Annotated in this window: 15 protein-coding genes and 1 pseudogene; 6 read left to right on the top strand and 10 right to left on the bottom strand. The window is 65.4% G+C overall.

Annotated elements, in window-relative coordinates; all coding sequences use genetic code 11:
• Positions 1 to 3: 3 nt before the first annotated feature.
• A complete protein-coding gene (locus tag GUV69_RS09085) occupies positions 4 to 798 on the bottom strand; it encodes an alpha/beta fold hydrolase (protein ID WP_164201648.1) in 795 nt (264 codons plus the stop codon).
• A gap of 270 nt (positions 799 to 1,068) precedes the next feature.
• Here GUV69_RS09085 and GUV69_RS09080 point away from each other — a divergent pair, with 270 nt between their 5' ends.
• Entirely contained in the window at positions 1,069 to 1,272 is a 204-nt protein-coding gene (locus tag GUV69_RS09080; protein WP_024365339.1) for a cold-shock protein, read from the top strand.
• 90 nt (positions 1,273 to 1,362) lie between these two features.
• Here the strand turns inward: GUV69_RS09080 and ctaD are convergent, their stop codons facing one another.
• Entirely contained in the window at positions 1,363 to 3,117 is a 1,755-nt protein-coding gene (ctaD, locus tag GUV69_RS09075; protein WP_164201645.1) for an aa3-type cytochrome oxidase subunit I, read from the bottom strand.
• A 104-nt stretch (positions 3,118 to 3,221) separates the two neighbouring features.
• On the bottom strand, positions 3,222 to 3,956 hold the full coding sequence (locus GUV69_RS09070; protein WP_164201644.1) for a FadR/GntR family transcriptional regulator: 735 nt from the start codon (positions 3,954 to 3,956) through the stop codon (positions 3,222 to 3,224).
• 191 nt (positions 3,957 to 4,147) lie between these two features.
• On the opposite strand from GUV69_RS09070, the gene GUV69_RS09065 reads away from it, so the two are divergent.
• Positions 4,148 to 4,756, top strand: a complete 609-nt coding sequence (locus tag GUV69_RS09065) for a gluconokinase (RefSeq protein WP_164201642.1) — start codon at positions 4,148 to 4,150, stop codon at positions 4,754 to 4,756.
• Between the two features lie 63 nt (positions 4,757 to 4,819).
• Positions 4,820 to 6,223: a GntP family permease gene (locus tag GUV69_RS09060; protein ID WP_164201640.1), complete on the top strand. Its 1,404-nt coding sequence runs from the start codon at positions 4,820 to 4,822 to the stop codon at positions 6,221 to 6,223.
• A 78-nt stretch (positions 6,224 to 6,301) separates the two neighbouring features.
• On the opposite strand, the gene GUV69_RS09055 is transcribed toward GUV69_RS09060, so the two are convergent.
• The gene (locus GUV69_RS09055; protein WP_164201638.1) at positions 6,302 to 6,709 is read right to left on the bottom strand and encodes a TfoX/Sxy family protein; all 408 of its coding nucleotides are present in this window, start codon (positions 6,707 to 6,709) and stop codon (positions 6,302 to 6,304) included.
• A 139-nt stretch (positions 6,710 to 6,848) separates the two neighbouring features.
• Here GUV69_RS09055 and GUV69_RS09050 point away from each other — a divergent pair, with 139 nt between their 5' ends.
• Positions 6,849 to 7,673: an SDR family NAD(P)-dependent oxidoreductase gene (locus GUV69_RS09050; protein ID WP_164201637.1), complete on the top strand. Its 825-nt coding sequence runs from the start codon at positions 6,849 to 6,851 to the stop codon at positions 7,671 to 7,673.
• 64 nt (positions 7,674 to 7,737) lie between these two features.
• On the opposite strand, the gene GUV69_RS09045 is transcribed toward GUV69_RS09050, so the two are convergent.
• Positions 7,738 to 8,367 (bottom strand): FMN-binding negative transcriptional regulator, encoded by a 630-nt coding sequence (locus GUV69_RS09045; protein ID WP_164201635.1) that lies wholly within the window; start codon positions 8,365 to 8,367, stop codon positions 7,738 to 7,740.
• Between the two features lie 171 nt (positions 8,368 to 8,538).
• Between GUV69_RS09045 and GUV69_RS09040 the strand changes: the two genes are divergently transcribed.
• A complete protein-coding gene (locus GUV69_RS09040) occupies positions 8,539 to 9,297 on the top strand; it encodes a hypothetical protein (RefSeq protein ID WP_164201633.1) in 759 nt (252 codons plus the stop codon).
• 65 nt (positions 9,298 to 9,362) lie between these two features.
• Here GUV69_RS09040 and GUV69_RS09035 read toward each other — a convergent pair whose 3' ends face one another.
• Entirely contained in the window at positions 9,363 to 9,914 is a 552-nt protein-coding gene (locus tag GUV69_RS09035) for a dihydrofolate reductase family protein (protein ID WP_164201631.1), read from the bottom strand.
• A 218-nt stretch (positions 9,915 to 10,132) separates the two neighbouring features.
• Here GUV69_RS09035 and GUV69_RS23205 point away from each other — a divergent pair, with 218 nt between their 5' ends.
• Complete coding sequence (locus tag GUV69_RS23205) at positions 10,133 to 10,675, top strand: hypothetical protein (protein ID WP_244292662.1); 543 nt, start codon at positions 10,133 to 10,135, stop codon at positions 10,673 to 10,675.
• 2 nt (positions 10,676 to 10,677) lie between these two features.
• On the opposite strand, the pseudogene GUV69_RS09025 reads toward GUV69_RS23205, so the two are convergent.
• The 4 genes and pseudogenes from GUV69_RS09025 to GUV69_RS09010 form a co-directional block, all read right to left on the bottom strand.
• Positions 10,678 to 11,951 (bottom strand): annotated as a pseudogene (locus GUV69_RS09025) (rhodanese-like domain-containing protein).
• Positions 11,952 to 11,978: 27 nt separating this feature from the next.
• Entirely contained in the window at positions 11,979 to 14,117 is a 2,139-nt protein-coding gene (locus GUV69_RS09020; RefSeq protein WP_164201629.1) for a putative bifunctional diguanylate cyclase/phosphodiesterase, read from the bottom strand.
• Between the two features lie 69 nt (positions 14,118 to 14,186).
• On the bottom strand, positions 14,187 to 15,572 hold the full coding sequence (locus tag GUV69_RS09015) for a UDP-glucose dehydrogenase family protein (RefSeq protein WP_164201627.1): 1,386 nt from the start codon (positions 15,570 to 15,572) through the stop codon (positions 14,187 to 14,189).
• Positions 15,569 to 16,750 (bottom strand): glycosyltransferase family 4 protein, encoded by a 1,182-nt coding sequence (locus GUV69_RS09010; protein ID WP_208786617.1) that lies wholly within the window; start codon positions 16,748 to 16,750, stop codon positions 15,569 to 15,571. The genes GUV69_RS09015 and GUV69_RS09010 overlap by 4 nt, the downstream gene beginning before the upstream one ends.
• Positions 16,751 to 16,902: the final 152 nt, after the last annotated feature.

The raw sequence follows: 16,902 nt of genomic DNA, 5'->3' as shown, positions 1-16,902 counted from the left end.
AGATCAGCTGCCGGGCAGGGTTTCGGCGGGCTGAACCACTTGTCTTTCGGCCTGCTCCCAGTGCCGCTTCAGCATTTCAGCCAGCCGTTCCGGTTCAACCCTGTGGGGCGGGTCGAAATGATGGAGCTTGGGGAACAGTTCGAGGTGGAAGTCCGGGAAGAAGACCCGTGACAGCCGTGTGGCGATGTCGCCGTAGTCGTCGGGATTGCTCAGGCCGCCGAGTGCGAAGAAGACAGGTTGGCTGAAAGCAGCCAGCAGAGCCCTCTCCAGGTCATACGTTTTGAAGGTCCGCAGGAACGCCTTGATGCCCGCAGGCCGGTTGGCCATCCATGAAGGCAACGGATCCGGCGGAGGTGGAATGACGACGTCGGGCTTTACTCCCAGCCTCGCGAAGGCGGGCAGGAACTGCTCCGGCGGGAGCGTTTCAAGTTCGCCGTATTTCTTTTGAACCTCGGCGTATGCGGGGCTCCAGTCCCAGTTGCCGGCCCAGGCTGGCTCCAAAAGTGCCAGGCTGAGCAGTCTGTCGGGGCGCTTGGCGGCAAACGCCAGCGCTGCCGCGCCCCCGCCTGAATAGCCCGTCAAATGGAACCTCTCCCAGCCCCGGGCATCGGCTTCGCGGAGCACACCGTCGATCTCTGTGTCCAGGCTCCAGCCAGGGGGCAGTTCATCGGTGGCGTAGAGCTCGAGGTCCTTTGCGACTGCCTGGACGTCCGGCCCGAGGGCTGCGATGAGGTCGCCGTACGCGGCCTTGGCGGGGAGGCCGGCCCCCGGCAGGAAGATGGCCCGAATCGGTCCCATGCAAGAACGGTACGCCCGGGCGTGGACAGGCTCAACCACCAGTTTGTCCGGGTGTGGACAGGCTCAACCACCGGCCCTTGGTTGCTGTTGGTAAATAGTCTCCGGAATCTCCTGTACTGTTGATCCTGTTGTTGTGTTTATGCAGTTGGTAGTTCAGGCAGTACGCGCGGTCGAAAGTCCGCGTCTTTCTGAAGTAGCGGTTTTGAACACCCCACACCGGAGGACCCGAAAGTCGGGACTTTTCCTCCACCTTCACGAAGGACAAAAATAATGGCTACTGGTACCGTCAAATGGTTTAACGCTGAAAAGGGCTTCGGCTTCATTTCCCCCGATGACTCCTCACAGGACGTTTTCGCTCACTACTCCGCGATCGCCTCTTCCGGCTTCCGCTCACTCGAAGAGAACCAGAAGGTTTCCTTCGAAACCGAGCAGGGCCCCAAGGGTCCCCAGGCCGTCAACATCCAGGCACTCTAATTCCTTAGAGATTCTGGGGCCTTAGGGTTTCATTTTCAAAAGCAGGGCCGGTCAATGACCGGCCCTGCTTTTTGTTAACCATTTTCCGGGCTACTCGTCCGGGTTGGGACTGCGTACGTCGTCATCGCCGATATCGGCGGCACCCAGGGCTGCCGCGGCGGGGCTATGCGTGGTTTCGTGCTCCCGGACGCGGAGCTCCGGGTGGTGAAGGTCCAGGGCCGGGCGTTCTGAACGGATCCGGGGCAGTGACGTGAAGTTGTGCCGTGGCGGCGGGCAGGACGTGGCCCATTCCAGTGAGGCGCCGAAGCCCCAGGGATCATCGACCTCCACTTTCTCCGCGCGACGCCACGTGAGATACACGTTGAAGAAGAACGGAATCATGGAGGCGCCCAGAAGGAAGGATGAAACGGTGGAGAACTGGTTCATCCAGGTGAAGTTGTCCTCCACCAGGTAGTCCGCGTAACGGCGGGGCATGCCCTCAACGCCGAGCCAGTGCTGGATGAGGAACGTTCCGTGGAAGCCGAGGAACAGCATCCAGAAATGGATCTTGCCGAGGCGTTCGTTCAGCATTGAACCGGTGAACTTGGGCCACCAGAAGTAGAAGCCGGCGAACATCGCAAACACCACGGTGCCGAACACTACGTAGTGGAAGTGCGCCACCACGAAGTAGGAATCGGAGACGTGGAAGTCCAGCGGCGGGGAGGCGAGGATGATGCCGGTCAGGCCGCCGAAGAGGAATGTGATGATGAAGCCGATGCTCCATAGCATCGGGGTTTCGAAGGTGAGGGACCCGCGCCACATGGTGCCGATCCAGTTGAAGAACTTCACCCCGGTGGGCACGGCGATCAGCATGGTCATAAAGGCGAAGAACGGCAGCAGCACCGAACCTGTGACGTACATGTGGTGGGCCCACACGGTCATGGACAGGGCGGCGATGGCGATGGTGGCGTAGACCAGGCCCTTGTAGCCGAAGATCGGCTTGCGGCTGAAAACGGGGAAGATCTCGGAGACGATGCCGAAGAAGGGCAGCGCGATGATGTAGACCTCGGGGTGGCCGAAGAACCAGAACAGATGCTGGTACAGAACGGGGCCGCCGTTTTCGGGGTTGTAAATATGTGCGCCGAACCTGCGGTCCGCTCCCAGGGCGAAGAGCGCTGCAGCCAGCGGCGGGAAGGCCATGATCACCAGGATGGATGTGACCAGCGTGTTCCAGGTGAAGATGGGCATCCGCCACATGGTCAGGCCCGGGGCGCGCATGCAGATGATTGTGGTGATGAAGTTGACCGCACCAAGAATGGTCCCGAAACCGGAGAGGATCAGCCCGAAGACCCACAGGTCCCCGCCGACGCCGGGGCTGAACGTGGTGTTGGAGAGCGGCGTGTAGGCGAACCAGCCGAACGACGCCGCGCCCTGCGGAGTGATGAAGCCGGACATGGCGATGGTGGAGCCGAACAGGAAGAACCAGAAGGCCAGTGCGTTGAGCCTCGGGAATGCCACGTCCGGTGCGCCGATCTGCAGCGGCATCACGAAGTTCGCGAACCCGGCAAACAAAGGGGTTGCGAACATCAGCAGCATCGCGATCCCGTGCATGGTGAACAGCTGGTTGTACTGCTCCTTGGTCTGCAGGATCTGCATGCCGGGCTGGAAAAGCTCAGCCCGGATCAGCAGCGCCATCACGCCGGCGAGAAGGAAGAACACAAACGAGGAGATCAGGTACATGTAGCCGATCTTCTTGTGGTCTGTGGTGGTGATCCACTGGACCACAGCGCTGCCTTTGCGCCGGGGTACTACCTCAGGGGCGGCGCTTGCGGGGGTCCCTATTCGCGAATCTCCAGTGATGGCCATCTTCCACCTCACAGATACGTCTGCACGACACTGATGAGCCCTCTACCTGAGCCCATAATTGCAGGCTACTCAGGAATCAGGGGTGCGGGAAGAGGCAAAAGTGGCTAGCGCAGGCCCATCGCTGTCCGCACCTCATTCAGGATGTGATGGACGGCGGTCTCCGCCATCACCGCATCGCCCCGGGCCACCGCCGAAGCCACATCCTCGTGGGCCTGCAGCGCTTCACTCCGTGGCTTGAACGGCATCAGTCCCTGCTGCGTGCGGCTGGTCAGGACTTCGGCCACCATCCCCTCCAGTGCGCTGAACATCTCATTGCCGCAGCTTTGGAGCAGCAGGCGGTGGAACTCGATGTCTACCGCGAGGAATGCCTTGAGGTCACCGGCCTCGCCCAGCCGCCGGAGCTCGGCGGCGAGTTCAACCAGTCTTGCCCTTTCAGCGGCGCTTGCGCGGCGGGCAGCCCCGGCCGCGGCGATGGGTTCGACGGCGATGCGCAGTTCCGTGAGGCTGCTGTACTGGATCTCGCGCCGGTCCGAGGCGAGCCGCCAACGCACCAGCTTGGGGTCGAAAACATTCCACAGGCCGCGTTCCTGCACCACGATGCCCACCCGCCGGCGCGAATACACCAGGTTCATGGATTCAAGGACCTTCATGGTGTCGCGGGCAACGGTGCGGGAAATGCCGTACTCCGCCTGAATGCCTTCGAGAGTGAGCCGGCTCCCGGGCGGAAGAGCTCCCGAAGCGATGGCGATGCCAACCGCCTCGAGAACGCGCTCATGCATCGCGGGGGATGCCCCGCCGTCGTCCGCGGTATCCGCGCCCTGTACTGTCGCCGTCGACATTTTCCTGCCTCTCCTGCGCCGGAGCGCAATCCCAAGGATACCTAATTTGGGACCAAAGGTATGACTTGTGACACTCAAAGATAGTATCTATGGGCCGGAATGGTGATACCTTATTTTTCGGCGCAATTCCCGGTGAGCTGCGCCACCCATTTTCTTCCCTTAGCCAATGGCGTCTTCCTCGGAGGTAGAACATGCAGAATCCCGCCACGCATCTGGTGGTGATGGGTGTTGCCGGTTCCGGCAAGTCCACCATCGCCGCCGCCCTTTCCCAGCAGCTTGGCTGGGCCTGTGCAGAGGCCGACGAGTTCCACCCGCAGTCCAACATCAGCAAGATGACCCAGGGCATTCCCCTGCAGGACGAGGACCGCTGGCCCTGGCTGCAGGAGATCCGGGACTGGATGACCGCCCAGGCCGCAGCCGGCCACAGCACGGTCCTCACCTGCTCGGCGCTAAAGCAGACCTACCGTCACCTCCTGGCCGACGCTGAGGGCCGCGTGCTGTTTGTCCACCTCGACGGCGGGGCGGACCTGATCAGCCAGCGCATGCAGGGCCGCGAAGGCCACTTCATGCCTCCCACCCTCCTGCCCAGCCAGCTGGCCACGCTGGAACCCCTGACCGGCGACGAACTCGCCGCCGGCAGCCTCCGCCTGGACATCTCCCTGCCCCCGCAGGAGATCGTCGCCGCAGTCATCGCCGCCCTGGCGGCTTCTGCGACTTCGGCGGCTGTCGTGAGCCCCGCCGCCCCCGTGAGCTCCGCCGCCCCCGCGGCTTCCGCGCACCCCGCGATCAGCGCCACCTAGCCCCCGGCACCGCCGGGCCGTTCCGCTTTCCCCACCACCGAAGTTCCGTTTCAAAGGAGAACCATGACCATCGAAGGATGGACCCAGACGATGGGCGCAGGCCCCCTGCTGCTCATCGCTGCGGCCGCGATCGTCGCCCTGCTGTTCCTGATCATCAAGCTGCGGATGCATGCCTTGGTGGCGCTGATCCTGATCAGCCTCGCCACGGCATTCGCCACCGGCATTCCCGCCAACCAGGTGGTGCCGGTGCTGATCAACGGCTTCGGAACCACCCTCGGCACGGTAGCGCTCCTGGTGGGCCTGGGTGCGATGCTGGGCCGCATCGTCGAAACCAGCGGCGGCGCTAAGGTGCTGGCCGACTATCTCATCGGCATCTTCGGCGAAAAGAGGGCCCCGTTCGCCCTGGGCCTGGCGTCCCTGATCTTCGGCTTCCCCATCTTCTTTGACGCCGGCCTGGTGGTTATGCTGCCCGTGGTCTTCGCCGTGGCCCACCGCCTGGGCGGGGGAGTGCTGCGCTACGGACTGCCCGCCGCCGGCGCGTTCTCGGTGATGCACATCTTCCTGCCGCCGCACCCGGGCCCCGTTTCGGCCGCCGCGTTCTTCGACGCCAACGTGGGGCTGGTCATGATCGCCGGACTCATCACGGCCATCCCCACCTGGTACGTCACGGCATACCTGTTCGGCCTGTGGACCGGCAGGAAACTGGTCCTCCCGGTCCCGGAAATCCTTGGCCACGCCAGCGCCGAGGCCGAGTCGCACCCGCCGCGGTTCCGCACCATCATCGGCCTGCTGCTCCTGCCGCTGGTCCTGATCTTCATCAACACCGGCCTGAACACCCTGGCCTCCTCCGGTGCCCTGTCCGAAGCCGTCAGGAACGAACAGTGGTTCCAGATCCTCCGTACCATCGGTGAAACCCCGGTGGCCCTGCTGATCGCCGTGCTGGTGGCCGTGTTTGTCCTCGGTGCCCGCCGCGGCAAGGACGCCGGCGCCATCGAGAAGCTGCTCGAATCCTCCCTCGGCCCGGTCTGCTCGGTCATCCTGATCACCGGTGCCGGCGGCATGTTCGGCGGTGTGCTCCGCGCGTCCGGCATCGGCGCCGCACTGGCCGACGTCCTGGGCGACCTCGGCATCCCCCTGATCCTTGCCGGCTTCCTGATCTCCGCCATCCTGCGCATCGCCCAGGGTTCAGCCACCGTGGCCCTGACCACCACCGCGGGCCTCATCGCCCCCGCCGTGGCACTGGCCGGACTGACCGGCATGCAGGTTGCCGCCCTGGTCATCGCCGTGGCCGCCGGCTCCGTGGTGGTTTCCCACGTCAACGACTCCGGCTTCTGGCTGGTAGGCCGCTTCTTCGGCATGGACGTCAAGACCACGCTGAAGACCTGGACTGTCATGGAAACGCTCATCGGCGTGATGGGCTTCGCCATCGCGGCGGCCATCTTCGGGCTCGCCGGGATAGCGGGTTAGCTGCCCATCCCAGCTACTGCTGACTGACGTACGACGGCGGGGCGCCCGGCAGAAATGCCGGCGCCCCGCCGTCGTGGTTCAGTCAGTCTTTGGTTTCGGCGCCTTCGCTGCCTTCGGCGCCTTCGCTGCCTTCGGCGCTTTCGGCGGGAGCGCTGCCACGTAGGCGTAGGCCTTTTCGGCCCAGGCGCGTGCCCGCGCGTCGTCGCCGTCGCCCTCGGCGTTCCACATGTCCGGCAGCCCGGTGTAGCCGCCCATCGGCCGCTCCGGCGGCCCGAACGGTACCGTCCGCTCGGTGCCTTCGAGCTCCTGTTTGTCGGCTTCGCCGAGCTTGACGCCGATGGTGGGGCCGAACAGGCCGGCGAACATGTTGCCGTTGACGAAGGCGCCCAGGTTGCCGAACATCGGCTTGATGATTACGTCGGGGTGGTCCGGCATCGCTGCGCGGAACCGTTCCTTATCTTCCTCTGACGCCTTGGGCATCTCCATGTCGTGTTCTCCTCGCATTGCAGGGTCGTTCTTTGTGAAGCTTATTCCCGCCCGGGCGGAGGGGACAGGATTCCCGTAGCCGCTAGGGTTGTAGGAGTCCGCTCTCAGCTTTTTCGGCACCCAACCAAAGGGGCACACCTTGACCCAACGCACCATTGTGATCACCGGCGCCAGCGACGGCATCGGCGCGGCAGCCGCACGGACACTGACTGACGCGGGGGACCGGGTGGTCGTCGTCGGCCGGTCCGAGGAGAAGACGCGGACGCTCGCCAAGGAGCTCAATGCCGACTACTTCGTCACCGACTTCGCCGAACTGGACCAGGTCCGGGCCCTCGCCGCGCAGCTGAAGTCCGACTACCCGCGGATTGACGTCCTGGCCAACAACGCCGGCGGCATCATGGGCAAACACCAGCTCACTGTCGACGGCAACGAGGCCACGTTCCAGATCAACCACCTTGCCCCGTTCCTGCTCACGAACGAGCTTATGGATGTCCTGATCGCCAGCAAGGCCAAGGTCATCAACACTGCCAGCGCGGCGAACGGTTTCGGCAAAATGGACCTCTTCGACCTCAACGCCGAGCATACCTATTCCACCAACCGCGCCTACGGCACGGCCAAGCTCGCCAACATCCTCTTCACGTCCGAGCTACACCGCCGCCTGGGCGAGCAGGGAATTACGACGGCGGCGTTCCACCCGGGGGTGGTCCGCACCAACTTCGCAGCGGCCTCGACCAGTCCCATGCGGCACGCGTACAAGACCCTGCTGAACCGCTTTATGCTCAGCCCGGACCAGGGTGCCGACACCCTTCTTTGGCTCATCAACGGCACGGCCGGGACGGACTGGGTCTCCGGCGCCTACTACGCCAAGCGTGCACTGGCCAAAGCGAACGCCCAGGCGTATGACGCCGAGCTGGCGCAGGGTTTGTGGGAGGCCAGCGAGGCGCTGGTCGGGACCCGAAACTAGGTAGCGCTAACTGTCGTTATGAGCCTTCAAAACGACTGTTGGTGCTACCTGGTTGGGACGGGACCTAACCCCTGGCGGGCCGGGCCCGCTCGACATCGGCAGCACTTGCCGACTGGCCCCGCCCGCGGAGGCCCGCCACCACGCCGTCGATGTCCGCGGCCGGCCGGTTCTGGCTGAGCTTGGCCTTCGCCTCGATCCTGGTGATGACCAGTTCAAGGCCCACGATGGCCCTGAGCTGGCCTGCGATGTAGCGCTCCGGTGCATCGTCCACGCTCCACGGATGGTCGAAGGCGGCTTCGTTGGCGTCGGTGAGCCGCCGCACCTGGCCGGCGAGCCATTCCGCATCGTCGTGGACAACCAGCGTGCCGTACACATGAGCCGTCGAGTAGTTCCATGTGGGCACCACCCGCCCGTGCTCGGCCTTGGACGCGTACCAGGACGGCGAGACGTAGGAGTCCGCTCCCTGGATGATCATCAGGGATTCGCCATCGGCGGCTTCGGACCACTGCGGATTGTTGCGCGCCACATGTGTCAGGAGGGCGCCGTGTTCGCCTACTGACGGATCGTAGACGAACGGCAGCAGCGTGGCGAGCAGGCCCGTCGATGTCATGGTGACCAGGTTGGCTGCGCCCGGCCGGGTGAGGAGGTCATAGGTGGCGTCGGGACCGGCTTCAAAATGGGCTGGGACGTACATAAGCCAAGGTTAGCGTGCAGGCGTACGGCGCCGGGCCGGCGCAGAGTGTGTGGCGGGCCAGCGGGCCCTTCGCCGGACGCCGACCGGCCCGTTGGGCTGTTGGATGCGCATCCCAAACGCCTTACCCTAGAGATTGTAAGCATGCTTCCTATCTCTGAGGAGTGGTTTCAAATGCGCACTACTGCAGCGTTGGGTTTGGCAGCGGCCAGCGTCTTGGCCCTTGCGGCGTGTACCGGCGGAAGCACCGGACCGAGCCCCTCGCCCACAGCTACCACCAGCGCAGCTGCGGAGGACAAGGTCTACAGCGAAGACGAACTGCGCGAACTCATTGCCGGTGCGAAGGACGGGGAAGGCAATGAACTGAAGCTGTATTCCGAAGAACAGGTTGACCAAGGCGGCAACATTGCCAGTCTCCTGTTGAGTACGGCGACTGTGGACCCTGAGGACTGCAAGTCCATTGCCACCGCAGGGCTCCTCGACAAGGTGGACAACGGCGAGGTTGCTGTTGCCATTTCCGACAGCGCCCGGCCGCGCACCCTGTCCGCCCAGTCCGGCAGTGAAGGACCTGACGCCGTGGGGCTCCTCCGCGAGGTGAGCGGCAAGATGAGCCAGTGCGCCAAGTTCACAGTTCAGGCGCTGGGCCAGAGCTACGAGGTCACCAGCGAGGAACTGCAGGCGACAACGGATGCCGAGGAGACCTTCGCAACGCTGAGCACGCGCGGACAGAACTCCAACGAAAAGCTGATGCAGGTATCAGCGGCCGAGGGCAGGCTCTTGGTGGTGGCCACCAAGGGCGGATCCGACCTGGCCGATGACGACCAGAAGGAGCTCGAGGACTTGATCAATGAGGTTCTCGCAACAGCAAGCGGCTCTTCCGGGTCGCCCACCGCGTCGCCCACCCGCTCCGCGACGGCCACCACCACTCCCTAACTGACGTCCCTGTCCCGTGCGGGCCAACGTCCCGTACGGCCACGCCCGTGCGGGAAGGAAGCCCGTTACTCGCCCAGCAGGCTGTAAGTACAGACGATGTTGCCCTTGGTGGTCCGGTACTGATCCTTCAGGCTGAGCCTGGTGGTGGGGTCGCCGGCTTCGAATAGATGCCGCCCGCTGCCGGCCACCACGGGGTGCGTCATCAGCGTCAGCTCATCCAGCAGCCCGGCGAACAGGAGTTGGCGCACCACGGAGATGCTGCCCATCACGGCGATCTCGCCGCCGCCGCGCTGTTTGAGTCCCGCCACAAAGTCCTCCAGCGGACCCTCGATCAGGCGGGAGTTCTGCCACTCAAGCGGCTCCTTCAGCGTCCGGGACGCCACGAACTTCTCCACCGTGTTAATGAAGCCGGCGAAATCCTCATCTGCAGAGGCGGTGGGCCAGTAGCCCGCCCATTCCTGGTAGCTCACGCGTCCGAGTACCACGGTGTCCACGCGTTCCATCACTCCGGTCAGGGCTTTGCCCATGTCCTCGTCGAAGCTGTCGAACTGCCAGAGATTCGGTTCTGAGACCACGCCGTCTACGGAGTGGAACAGGCCGGACGTGACTTTGCGCATGAGGACCTCCAGGGGTTCTGACTGCCAGGCATGCCGGCGGTGGGCCGGTCAAGTCCACGGTATTGTGCGGTTCGCTGATGGGGAAGGGCGAAAAAGGGCGGCCGCTCCAGTTATGTTCATCACCACTGCCTGCGTGTTGCGCGAATCCACGGTCCGGCAGCCTCATACTTGTCTTTATGCGGCCTCTCGCCGCGCCCCGGCCAGGCAGGAGGAAGTGCGTGGAAACCCTGAAAAAAATCGTACGAAACCAGTATTTTCCCGCCGCCGCGGTGCTGACCGCAGTGGTGCTTTTCTGGACCATCGCCATGTTCGGCGGGCTTTCCCTGCTGCACAACAACCAGCCGCCGATGGCCACCCTGACCTGGCTGCTGTTTGTGTATGGTGCGGCCGTGCTGACCCCGCTGGCCGGCGTCATCGCCGCCACGGATCTGGTCCGACGCTGGCGCCGCAACCGCCAGTACGCGCAGGCCGGGACGGCTCAGGCGGACCTGGGGGAGGACAGCAGCTACGAAGACGAGCCAATGCAGGAAGCGGCTGTAGCGGACGAATCCCTGCACAACGCGCCCGCACAGGACGAATTCGCGCCGGAGGAGCCGGCAAAGGACCAGCCGGCCACGGTGGAGCAGGATGAGCAGCAGCCCGCTGCGGAGTCGCCCCGGCAGTCAGCTCCCACGCAGCCGGTCAAGTACAGCCCCGCCGCCCAACACCAGCCCGCCATGAAGCAGCCGGCGCAGACGAAACAGCGGAAGACCGCCGCTTAGCCTCAGGCGGGAGGGTACGTCGCGTCCACATGAACCACCTCGCGCCCGGCGCGCTGCAGGAGGCTCGCGGCCACCCCTGACCGGTAGCCCGAGGCGCAGTGCACCCAGACTTTTCCGTCCGGGATCTCGGACATCCTCTGCAGCAGCTCATGCAGCGGAATGTTTACCGCCCCGGCGAGGTGGCCGGCGTCGTACTCGTCCACCCGCCGCACATCCAGCACCACGTCCCCGGGGCCGCGCTCGTGCAGTCCGCCCCAGTCAACGCGGGGATAATGCGCGACGTCGGTGCCCGGCGCCAGTGCCGAGGGCTCGGTTCCGAGCGCGGCGTCGGGGGAGTCGATGCCGATGCGGGACAGGTCGCGGATGGCCTTTTCGACGTCATCTTCCGCTCCCACCAGGGTGAGCTGCCGGTTCCACGGCAGGACCCAGCCGAGGTAGGCGGTGAAGCTGGTTCCGCGGCCGTACTCAAAACTCACCGAGCCCTTCAGATGGCTGGCAGCGAAAGCCATCCGCCTGCGCACGTCCACCACCCACTCGCCCTCCGCCAGCCGGCGGCTGAGTTCGCCCGGGTCAAGCGATTCGGGCACCGCGAGATTCACCGGGCCGGGCCCCATCCGGTTGGCAGGGGCCATGTGCGCGTAGTACGACGGGTAGGCGGTGAGGTTGCTGATGAGCTCCTGCACAAAGTGGTCCTCGTCCGGGTCCGTGAGGGCATGGTTGTGTTGCTGCTGCTCGGCGATGGTGGACGACCGGGCGCCCGACGCGGGCCCGGACGAACAGAAGGAGCCGAACCCGTGCGTGGGATAAAGGGCAGCATCCGGCCGGGCCTCGGCAGTTAAACGGCGGACCGACGAGTACTGGGCGTGGGTGAGCTTTTCGGTGTCGTCGCCACTGACCAGGTCCGTCCTGCCCACGGAACCGTACAGCAGGCTGCCGCCGGAAAACACCGCCTGATCTTGCCCGTCGGTCACCACATAACTGAGGTGGTGGTGGGTATGGCCGGGCGTGGCCACCGCCTTCACGGTGAGTCGGCCCACCCGGACCGTGCCGCCGTCGGCTATCGGTGTGCGCTCAAACCCGACGGCGTCCGCCCGTTCACGAGATAAGCGGCGCCGTGGGCGCGGGCCAGGATGAGCCCGCCGGTGAGGTAGTCATTGTGCAGATGCGTTTCGGCCACGTGGGTGATCCTGACGTGGGCCGCCGCGGCGGCAGCCTCCACCCGGTCTGTGTCGCGCTGTGGATCGATGACCAGGGCCGCCTGTCCGTCGTGGACCAGGTAGCTTCGGTCCCGGGCTGGCGGTGCTCAGTCGGGGACGGAGCGGCTCGCTATTCCCACCAGCGCCTGTCCAGCGTTTTTCAGCGCATGTCTGAAGTGGCGGAACGGCTCCGGATGTGAGAACAGGTAGCCCTGCAGCGAATCGCATTCCAGGGCGATAAGGTACTTGGCCTGTTCCTCGGTTTCGATGCCCTCGGCGGTGACCGTGAGTCCCAGGCTGTGCGCCATGTTGATCATGGAACTCAGGATGGGGAGCCGTTCGGTGCCGGTGCGCACCATGGAGACAAAGGTCTTGTCGATTTTGACGATGTCCACCGGCAGCTCCTGCAGCCGTCCCAGCGAGGAGTAGCCGGTGCCGAAGTCGTCCAGGGCCACCCGGGCGCCGGCCTCCCGCAGACGGCTGAGCTGTTTGATCACGTTGCAGTCGGCGTCGAAGAACACACTCTCGGTGACCTCGAAGACCAGCTGGTAGGTGCCCACTCCGCACGTTTCCGCCAGCTTCAGGATTTCCTCTGCAAAGTCGGGTTCCTGCAACTGGACGCCGGAGACGTTCATGGACAGCGACCGTGACGGGTCCTCCCGGAGCCAGGACGCCAACAGCTTCAGGCTTTGCGCCATCACCTCGTTGCCGAGTTCGTTGATGAGGCCGCTGCGTTCGGCCAAGGGGATGAAGACTGCGGGCGGGACGCGCTGGTCCTCGCGGTCCCAGCGTGCCAGTGCTTCAAATTTGACCACTCTGCCCATGCGCGGCGACACGATCGGCTGGAACTCCACGGAAATCTCGCCCCGCCCGATGGCCAGTTGGAGGCCGGCTTCCAGGTCGGTGCGCTGGACCAGTGCCGTCATCATCTCGGGGTGGAACCGCAGGAAACGGTTCTTTCCTGCCGCCTTGGCCGCGTACATGGCGATGTCTGCCTCGCGCAGCAGTTCCGAAGCCGCCCGGGCTTCCCGGCCCACGGAGGCGAGTCCCAGGCTCAGGCTGGGGCGGAGCATGGTGCCCTCGATGGTAAACGGCACGTGCAGGCAGCGGACAATGCACTCCGCGATGGCGTCCACATCGGGGCAGGCCGTCAGCAGCACCACAAACTCGTCGCCGCCAAGCCGGGCCACCACGTCCGCGGTAGGGACGCAGCCCCTAAGCCGGCGGGCCACCTCCACCAGCATGACATCGCCCGCATGGTGGCCCAGGATGTCGTTGACCTCCTTGAAGTCATCCAGGTCAAGCAGGAGGACGTCCACGGACTTGAGCCGCGGTTCCTTGAGGGCGTTGAGGAGTTCAGCGTTGAACACCGCTCTGTTGGCCAAACCGGTCAGCGGGTCCTGGAATGCCATGGCCCGCAGCTGCTCGGCCTGGGCCGCCAGGTCGGTCAGGGCCTGCTCGGCCTGCTCCTGGGCCATCCGGCGCGGGGTGACATCGCGGAAACTCCAGACCCGTCCCACAATCCGATCGCCCACTTTCTGCGGGCGCGAATATCGCTCGAACGTCCGGCCGTCAAGGAAATCGATGGTGTCGTGGCTTTCCGCGCTGGAATCCGCGGTCAGTTTCTGTACACGGGCCAGGAACGCTTCAGGGTCTTTCACCTGGCTGAGGATCAGCTGCATGGCTGGTTCGTCCGAATCGGCCTTCATCATGTCCGGCGGAATGCCCCACATCGTCAGGAACTGCTCGTTCAGCCCGGCGATCCTGCCCTCGGAGCTGATGACCAGTATCCCGTCCGCTGTCGACTCCAAGGTGGCGGTCAGCAGCGACATCGCTTCGCTCAGGTCAGCGTCAGCGCTCTTCCGGTGCCCGGTGCTCCGGACCGAAACGAGCAACACCTGCGGGCCGCCGTCGTCGACCAGGGAACCGGCAATTTCGGCGGCGAACTCGGTGCCGTCCCGGTGCACTCCATACACCTCGCGCGGCGGCTGCGGATCGTCGGGCCGGGCCAACAGTTGTGCCCGCAGCAGCGCCGTCTCATTGTGGAACCCCTCCGAAAGGAGCATCCAGTGGTTGCTGCCGGTCAGCTCCTCGCGGGAGTAGCCGAAGAGCCTGCCGGCCGCGGTGTTCGCCACCAGGACGGTGCCGCCCGCATCCAGGGCGAGGAGGGCGTCGGGGCTGGCGTCCAGGAGCGCGCCGAACGATGGTGCCCCGAAAACCTTGTTCTGCCGCCTGGATCCCCCCATGCGCAACCACCCCCACGGACATCATAAAGTGATTGCCAACATCGCGGGGCCAAAAGCGTCATTTTGCGGTCAGGCGGTCCGAAGCTTGGCTGGCGCCGCAGTGTGGCTGGCGCCGCCGGGGTTGGTGCCCAGCCCGCGGACCGTCCAGCCTTCGGCCTGCCAGGCTGCAGCGTCCAGGACGTTCCGCGCATCCAGCACCACCCGGCGCCGGACGAGTCCGCCCGCAACAGCAGGGCACAGACGCCGGTATTCGTCCCACTCGGTCAGGAGCAGCACCAGCTCAGCCCCCTCCAGAGCCCGTGATGCGGAGGCCTCAAACCGCAGCTGGGGATAACGCAGCCAGGCGTGGTTTACGGCTTTCGGGTCCGTCACGGTTACGTGCGCACCGGCTGCCGCCAGCCGGGCGGCGACGTCCAGTGCGGGGGAGTCACGGATGTCATCTGTCTCCGGCTTGAAAGCGGCGCCAAGAACGGTGATGGCCCGCCCGGAAACTGTCCTGCCGCACAGTTCCTCAGCCAGGGAGACGGTCCGGGTCCGCTGGCGGACGTTTACGGCATCCACAACGCCCATCAGGTCGTTGACCGGCTCCACGCCGAGGGCCGCGGCCTGGCTGCGGAGGCTGCGAATGTCCTTGGGCAGGCACCCGCCGCCGAAGCCGAGACCGGCGTGCATGTAGCGGTTCCCGATGCGCGGGTCCATGCCCATCGCCTCGCTGAGTTCGGCAACATCCGCCCCGGACGCGTCGCAGAGTTCGGCGATGGCGTTGATGAAACTGACCTTCGTGGCCAGGTACGCGTTGGCTGCCGATTTGATCAGCTCGGCCGTGGCGAAGTTGCACACCAGTCGCGGGATTCCTGCGTTGAGCAAGGGCTCATAGACGGCATCCAACGCGGCCGTCACCCCGCGGGGAGCGCCGGTCCCGGGGTTGAAGGCGGCGGCCCGCCCGCCCTCGACGCCGTACACCAGCCGGTCCGGCACCAGCGTGTCCTTGACCGCCGTGCCCTGCCGCAGGAACTCCGGGTTCCAGCCCAGCTGCACATCCGGCCGCCCTGCCAGGACATCGCGGAGCATGTCCACCGTGCCCACGGGCACCGTTGATTTACCGACGACGACGGCGCCCCTCGCCAGGTGCGGGAGCAGCGCCCCGGCGGCGGCCACCAGGAAGGTGAGGTCGGCGCCGTCGGACGTCTTGGACTGCGGCGTTCCGACGCACAGGAAATGCACCTGCGCGCCGGCTGCAGCGGCGAAGTCCGTGGAAAACTTCAGGCGGCCGGTGGTGCGGCCATCTCTCAGAAGTTCGTCCAGGCCGGGCTCAAAGAACGGCGCCTGGCCACGGCCCAGCTGGTCCACTTTGGCGGCGTCCACGTCGATGCCCACCACTGAATGGCCCATGGACGCGAGCGTGGCCGCGTGCACAGCGCCGAGGTAACCGCAGCCGATCACAGATATTTTCACAGGGACACTCCTCGTTTGGTGACGGCGGGCTGAACTGCGGAATGGCCGGCCACAACATCGCGGTACTGCTCCACAAGCCCTGCACACAGCGCGGGCCACGTCCGGTCCTGAACCGAAGCGTGGGCGGCGGTGGCGAACGCGCGGCGCTTGGCGTCGTCGCCCATGAGGTCCATGACGTGGGCGCGGAAACCCGCGAGGTCGCCTGGCTGGTAGAGCCAGCCGGTGCGGGAGTTTTCCACCAGGTCCAGGGGCCCGCCGCGGCCGGTCGCCACCACCGGGACCCCGGACGCCATGGCTTCCTGGATGGTCTGGCAGAACGTCTCGAACTCGCCGGGGTGGACAAAGAGGTCAAAGGACGCCACGGCCCTCGCCAGCTCCTCGCCGCCGAGGAAGCCGGTGAACACGGCGCCGGGCAGTGCTTCCTGCAGCGCTGTCCGCTGCGGGCCGTCACCCACAATTACCAGCCTGCTGTTGGGCACCGTGGCGAGGGCGGCGAGGTCCTCCACCTGCTTTTCGATGGCCAGCCGGCCGACATACCCGATGATCCGCTCACCGCCGGGGGCCACGGAAGCCCGCCATCCGGCGTCGCACTTTTCCGGCGAAAACCGCGCGGTATCCACACCGCGCCGCCACATGCCAACCCGCGGAATCCCGCGGCCGCGCAACTGGTTCAGCGCGAACGTTGAGGGCACCAGGGTCCGCGTGGCCATCAGGTGGATGTTCTCCACCCGGTTCCACGCCCAGTTCTCCAGGAACGGGACGCCATACCGTGCCGCGTAGCTGGGAACTTCGGTCTGGTAGATGGCGATGGTGGGGATCCGCAGCTGGTGCGCGGCCTGCACGGCCCGCCACCCCAGGATGAACGGGGAGGCAAGGTGGACGATGTCCGGTGCGTAATCGGCAAGGATTCGCTTGACCCGGTACACACCGCCCATCGCCACGCGCACATTCGTGTAGCCCGCCAGCGGAACCGCGGGAACCCGGTGCACCTTCGCACCGTGAACCACCTCGGAGGTCCCGGCAAACTCGGCCACCGCGTCAGCGACGGCGTGGGTTGACGGGGCAATGACCAGGACGTCGTGACCCTGGTCCTCCAGATGCTCCAGCACCCGCAGGATGGAGTGCGTAACCCCGTTCATCAGCGGCAGGAATGATTCGGCAACAATTGCGATCCTCACCCCTTCACGGTGGGCGCCCGGCCTGACCGCGCGGGGACACCCGGGTTGAGCGCAGGGAAAGGTTGGGTGAACAGGGGAGGGCCCGCCGAACGATACAACGGAGTGCACTTCCCTTTAACTGGTAAGCATGCTTACGGTAGAGGGGCGGCTGT

This window comes from [Micrococcus luteus] ATCC 49442 (genome assembly GCF_010367585.1).
Lineage (GTDB): Bacteria > Actinomycetota > Actinomycetes > Actinomycetales > Micrococcaceae > Arthrobacter > Arthrobacter luteus_A.
This window is presented reverse-complemented; position numbering and strand designations above follow the sequence as displayed.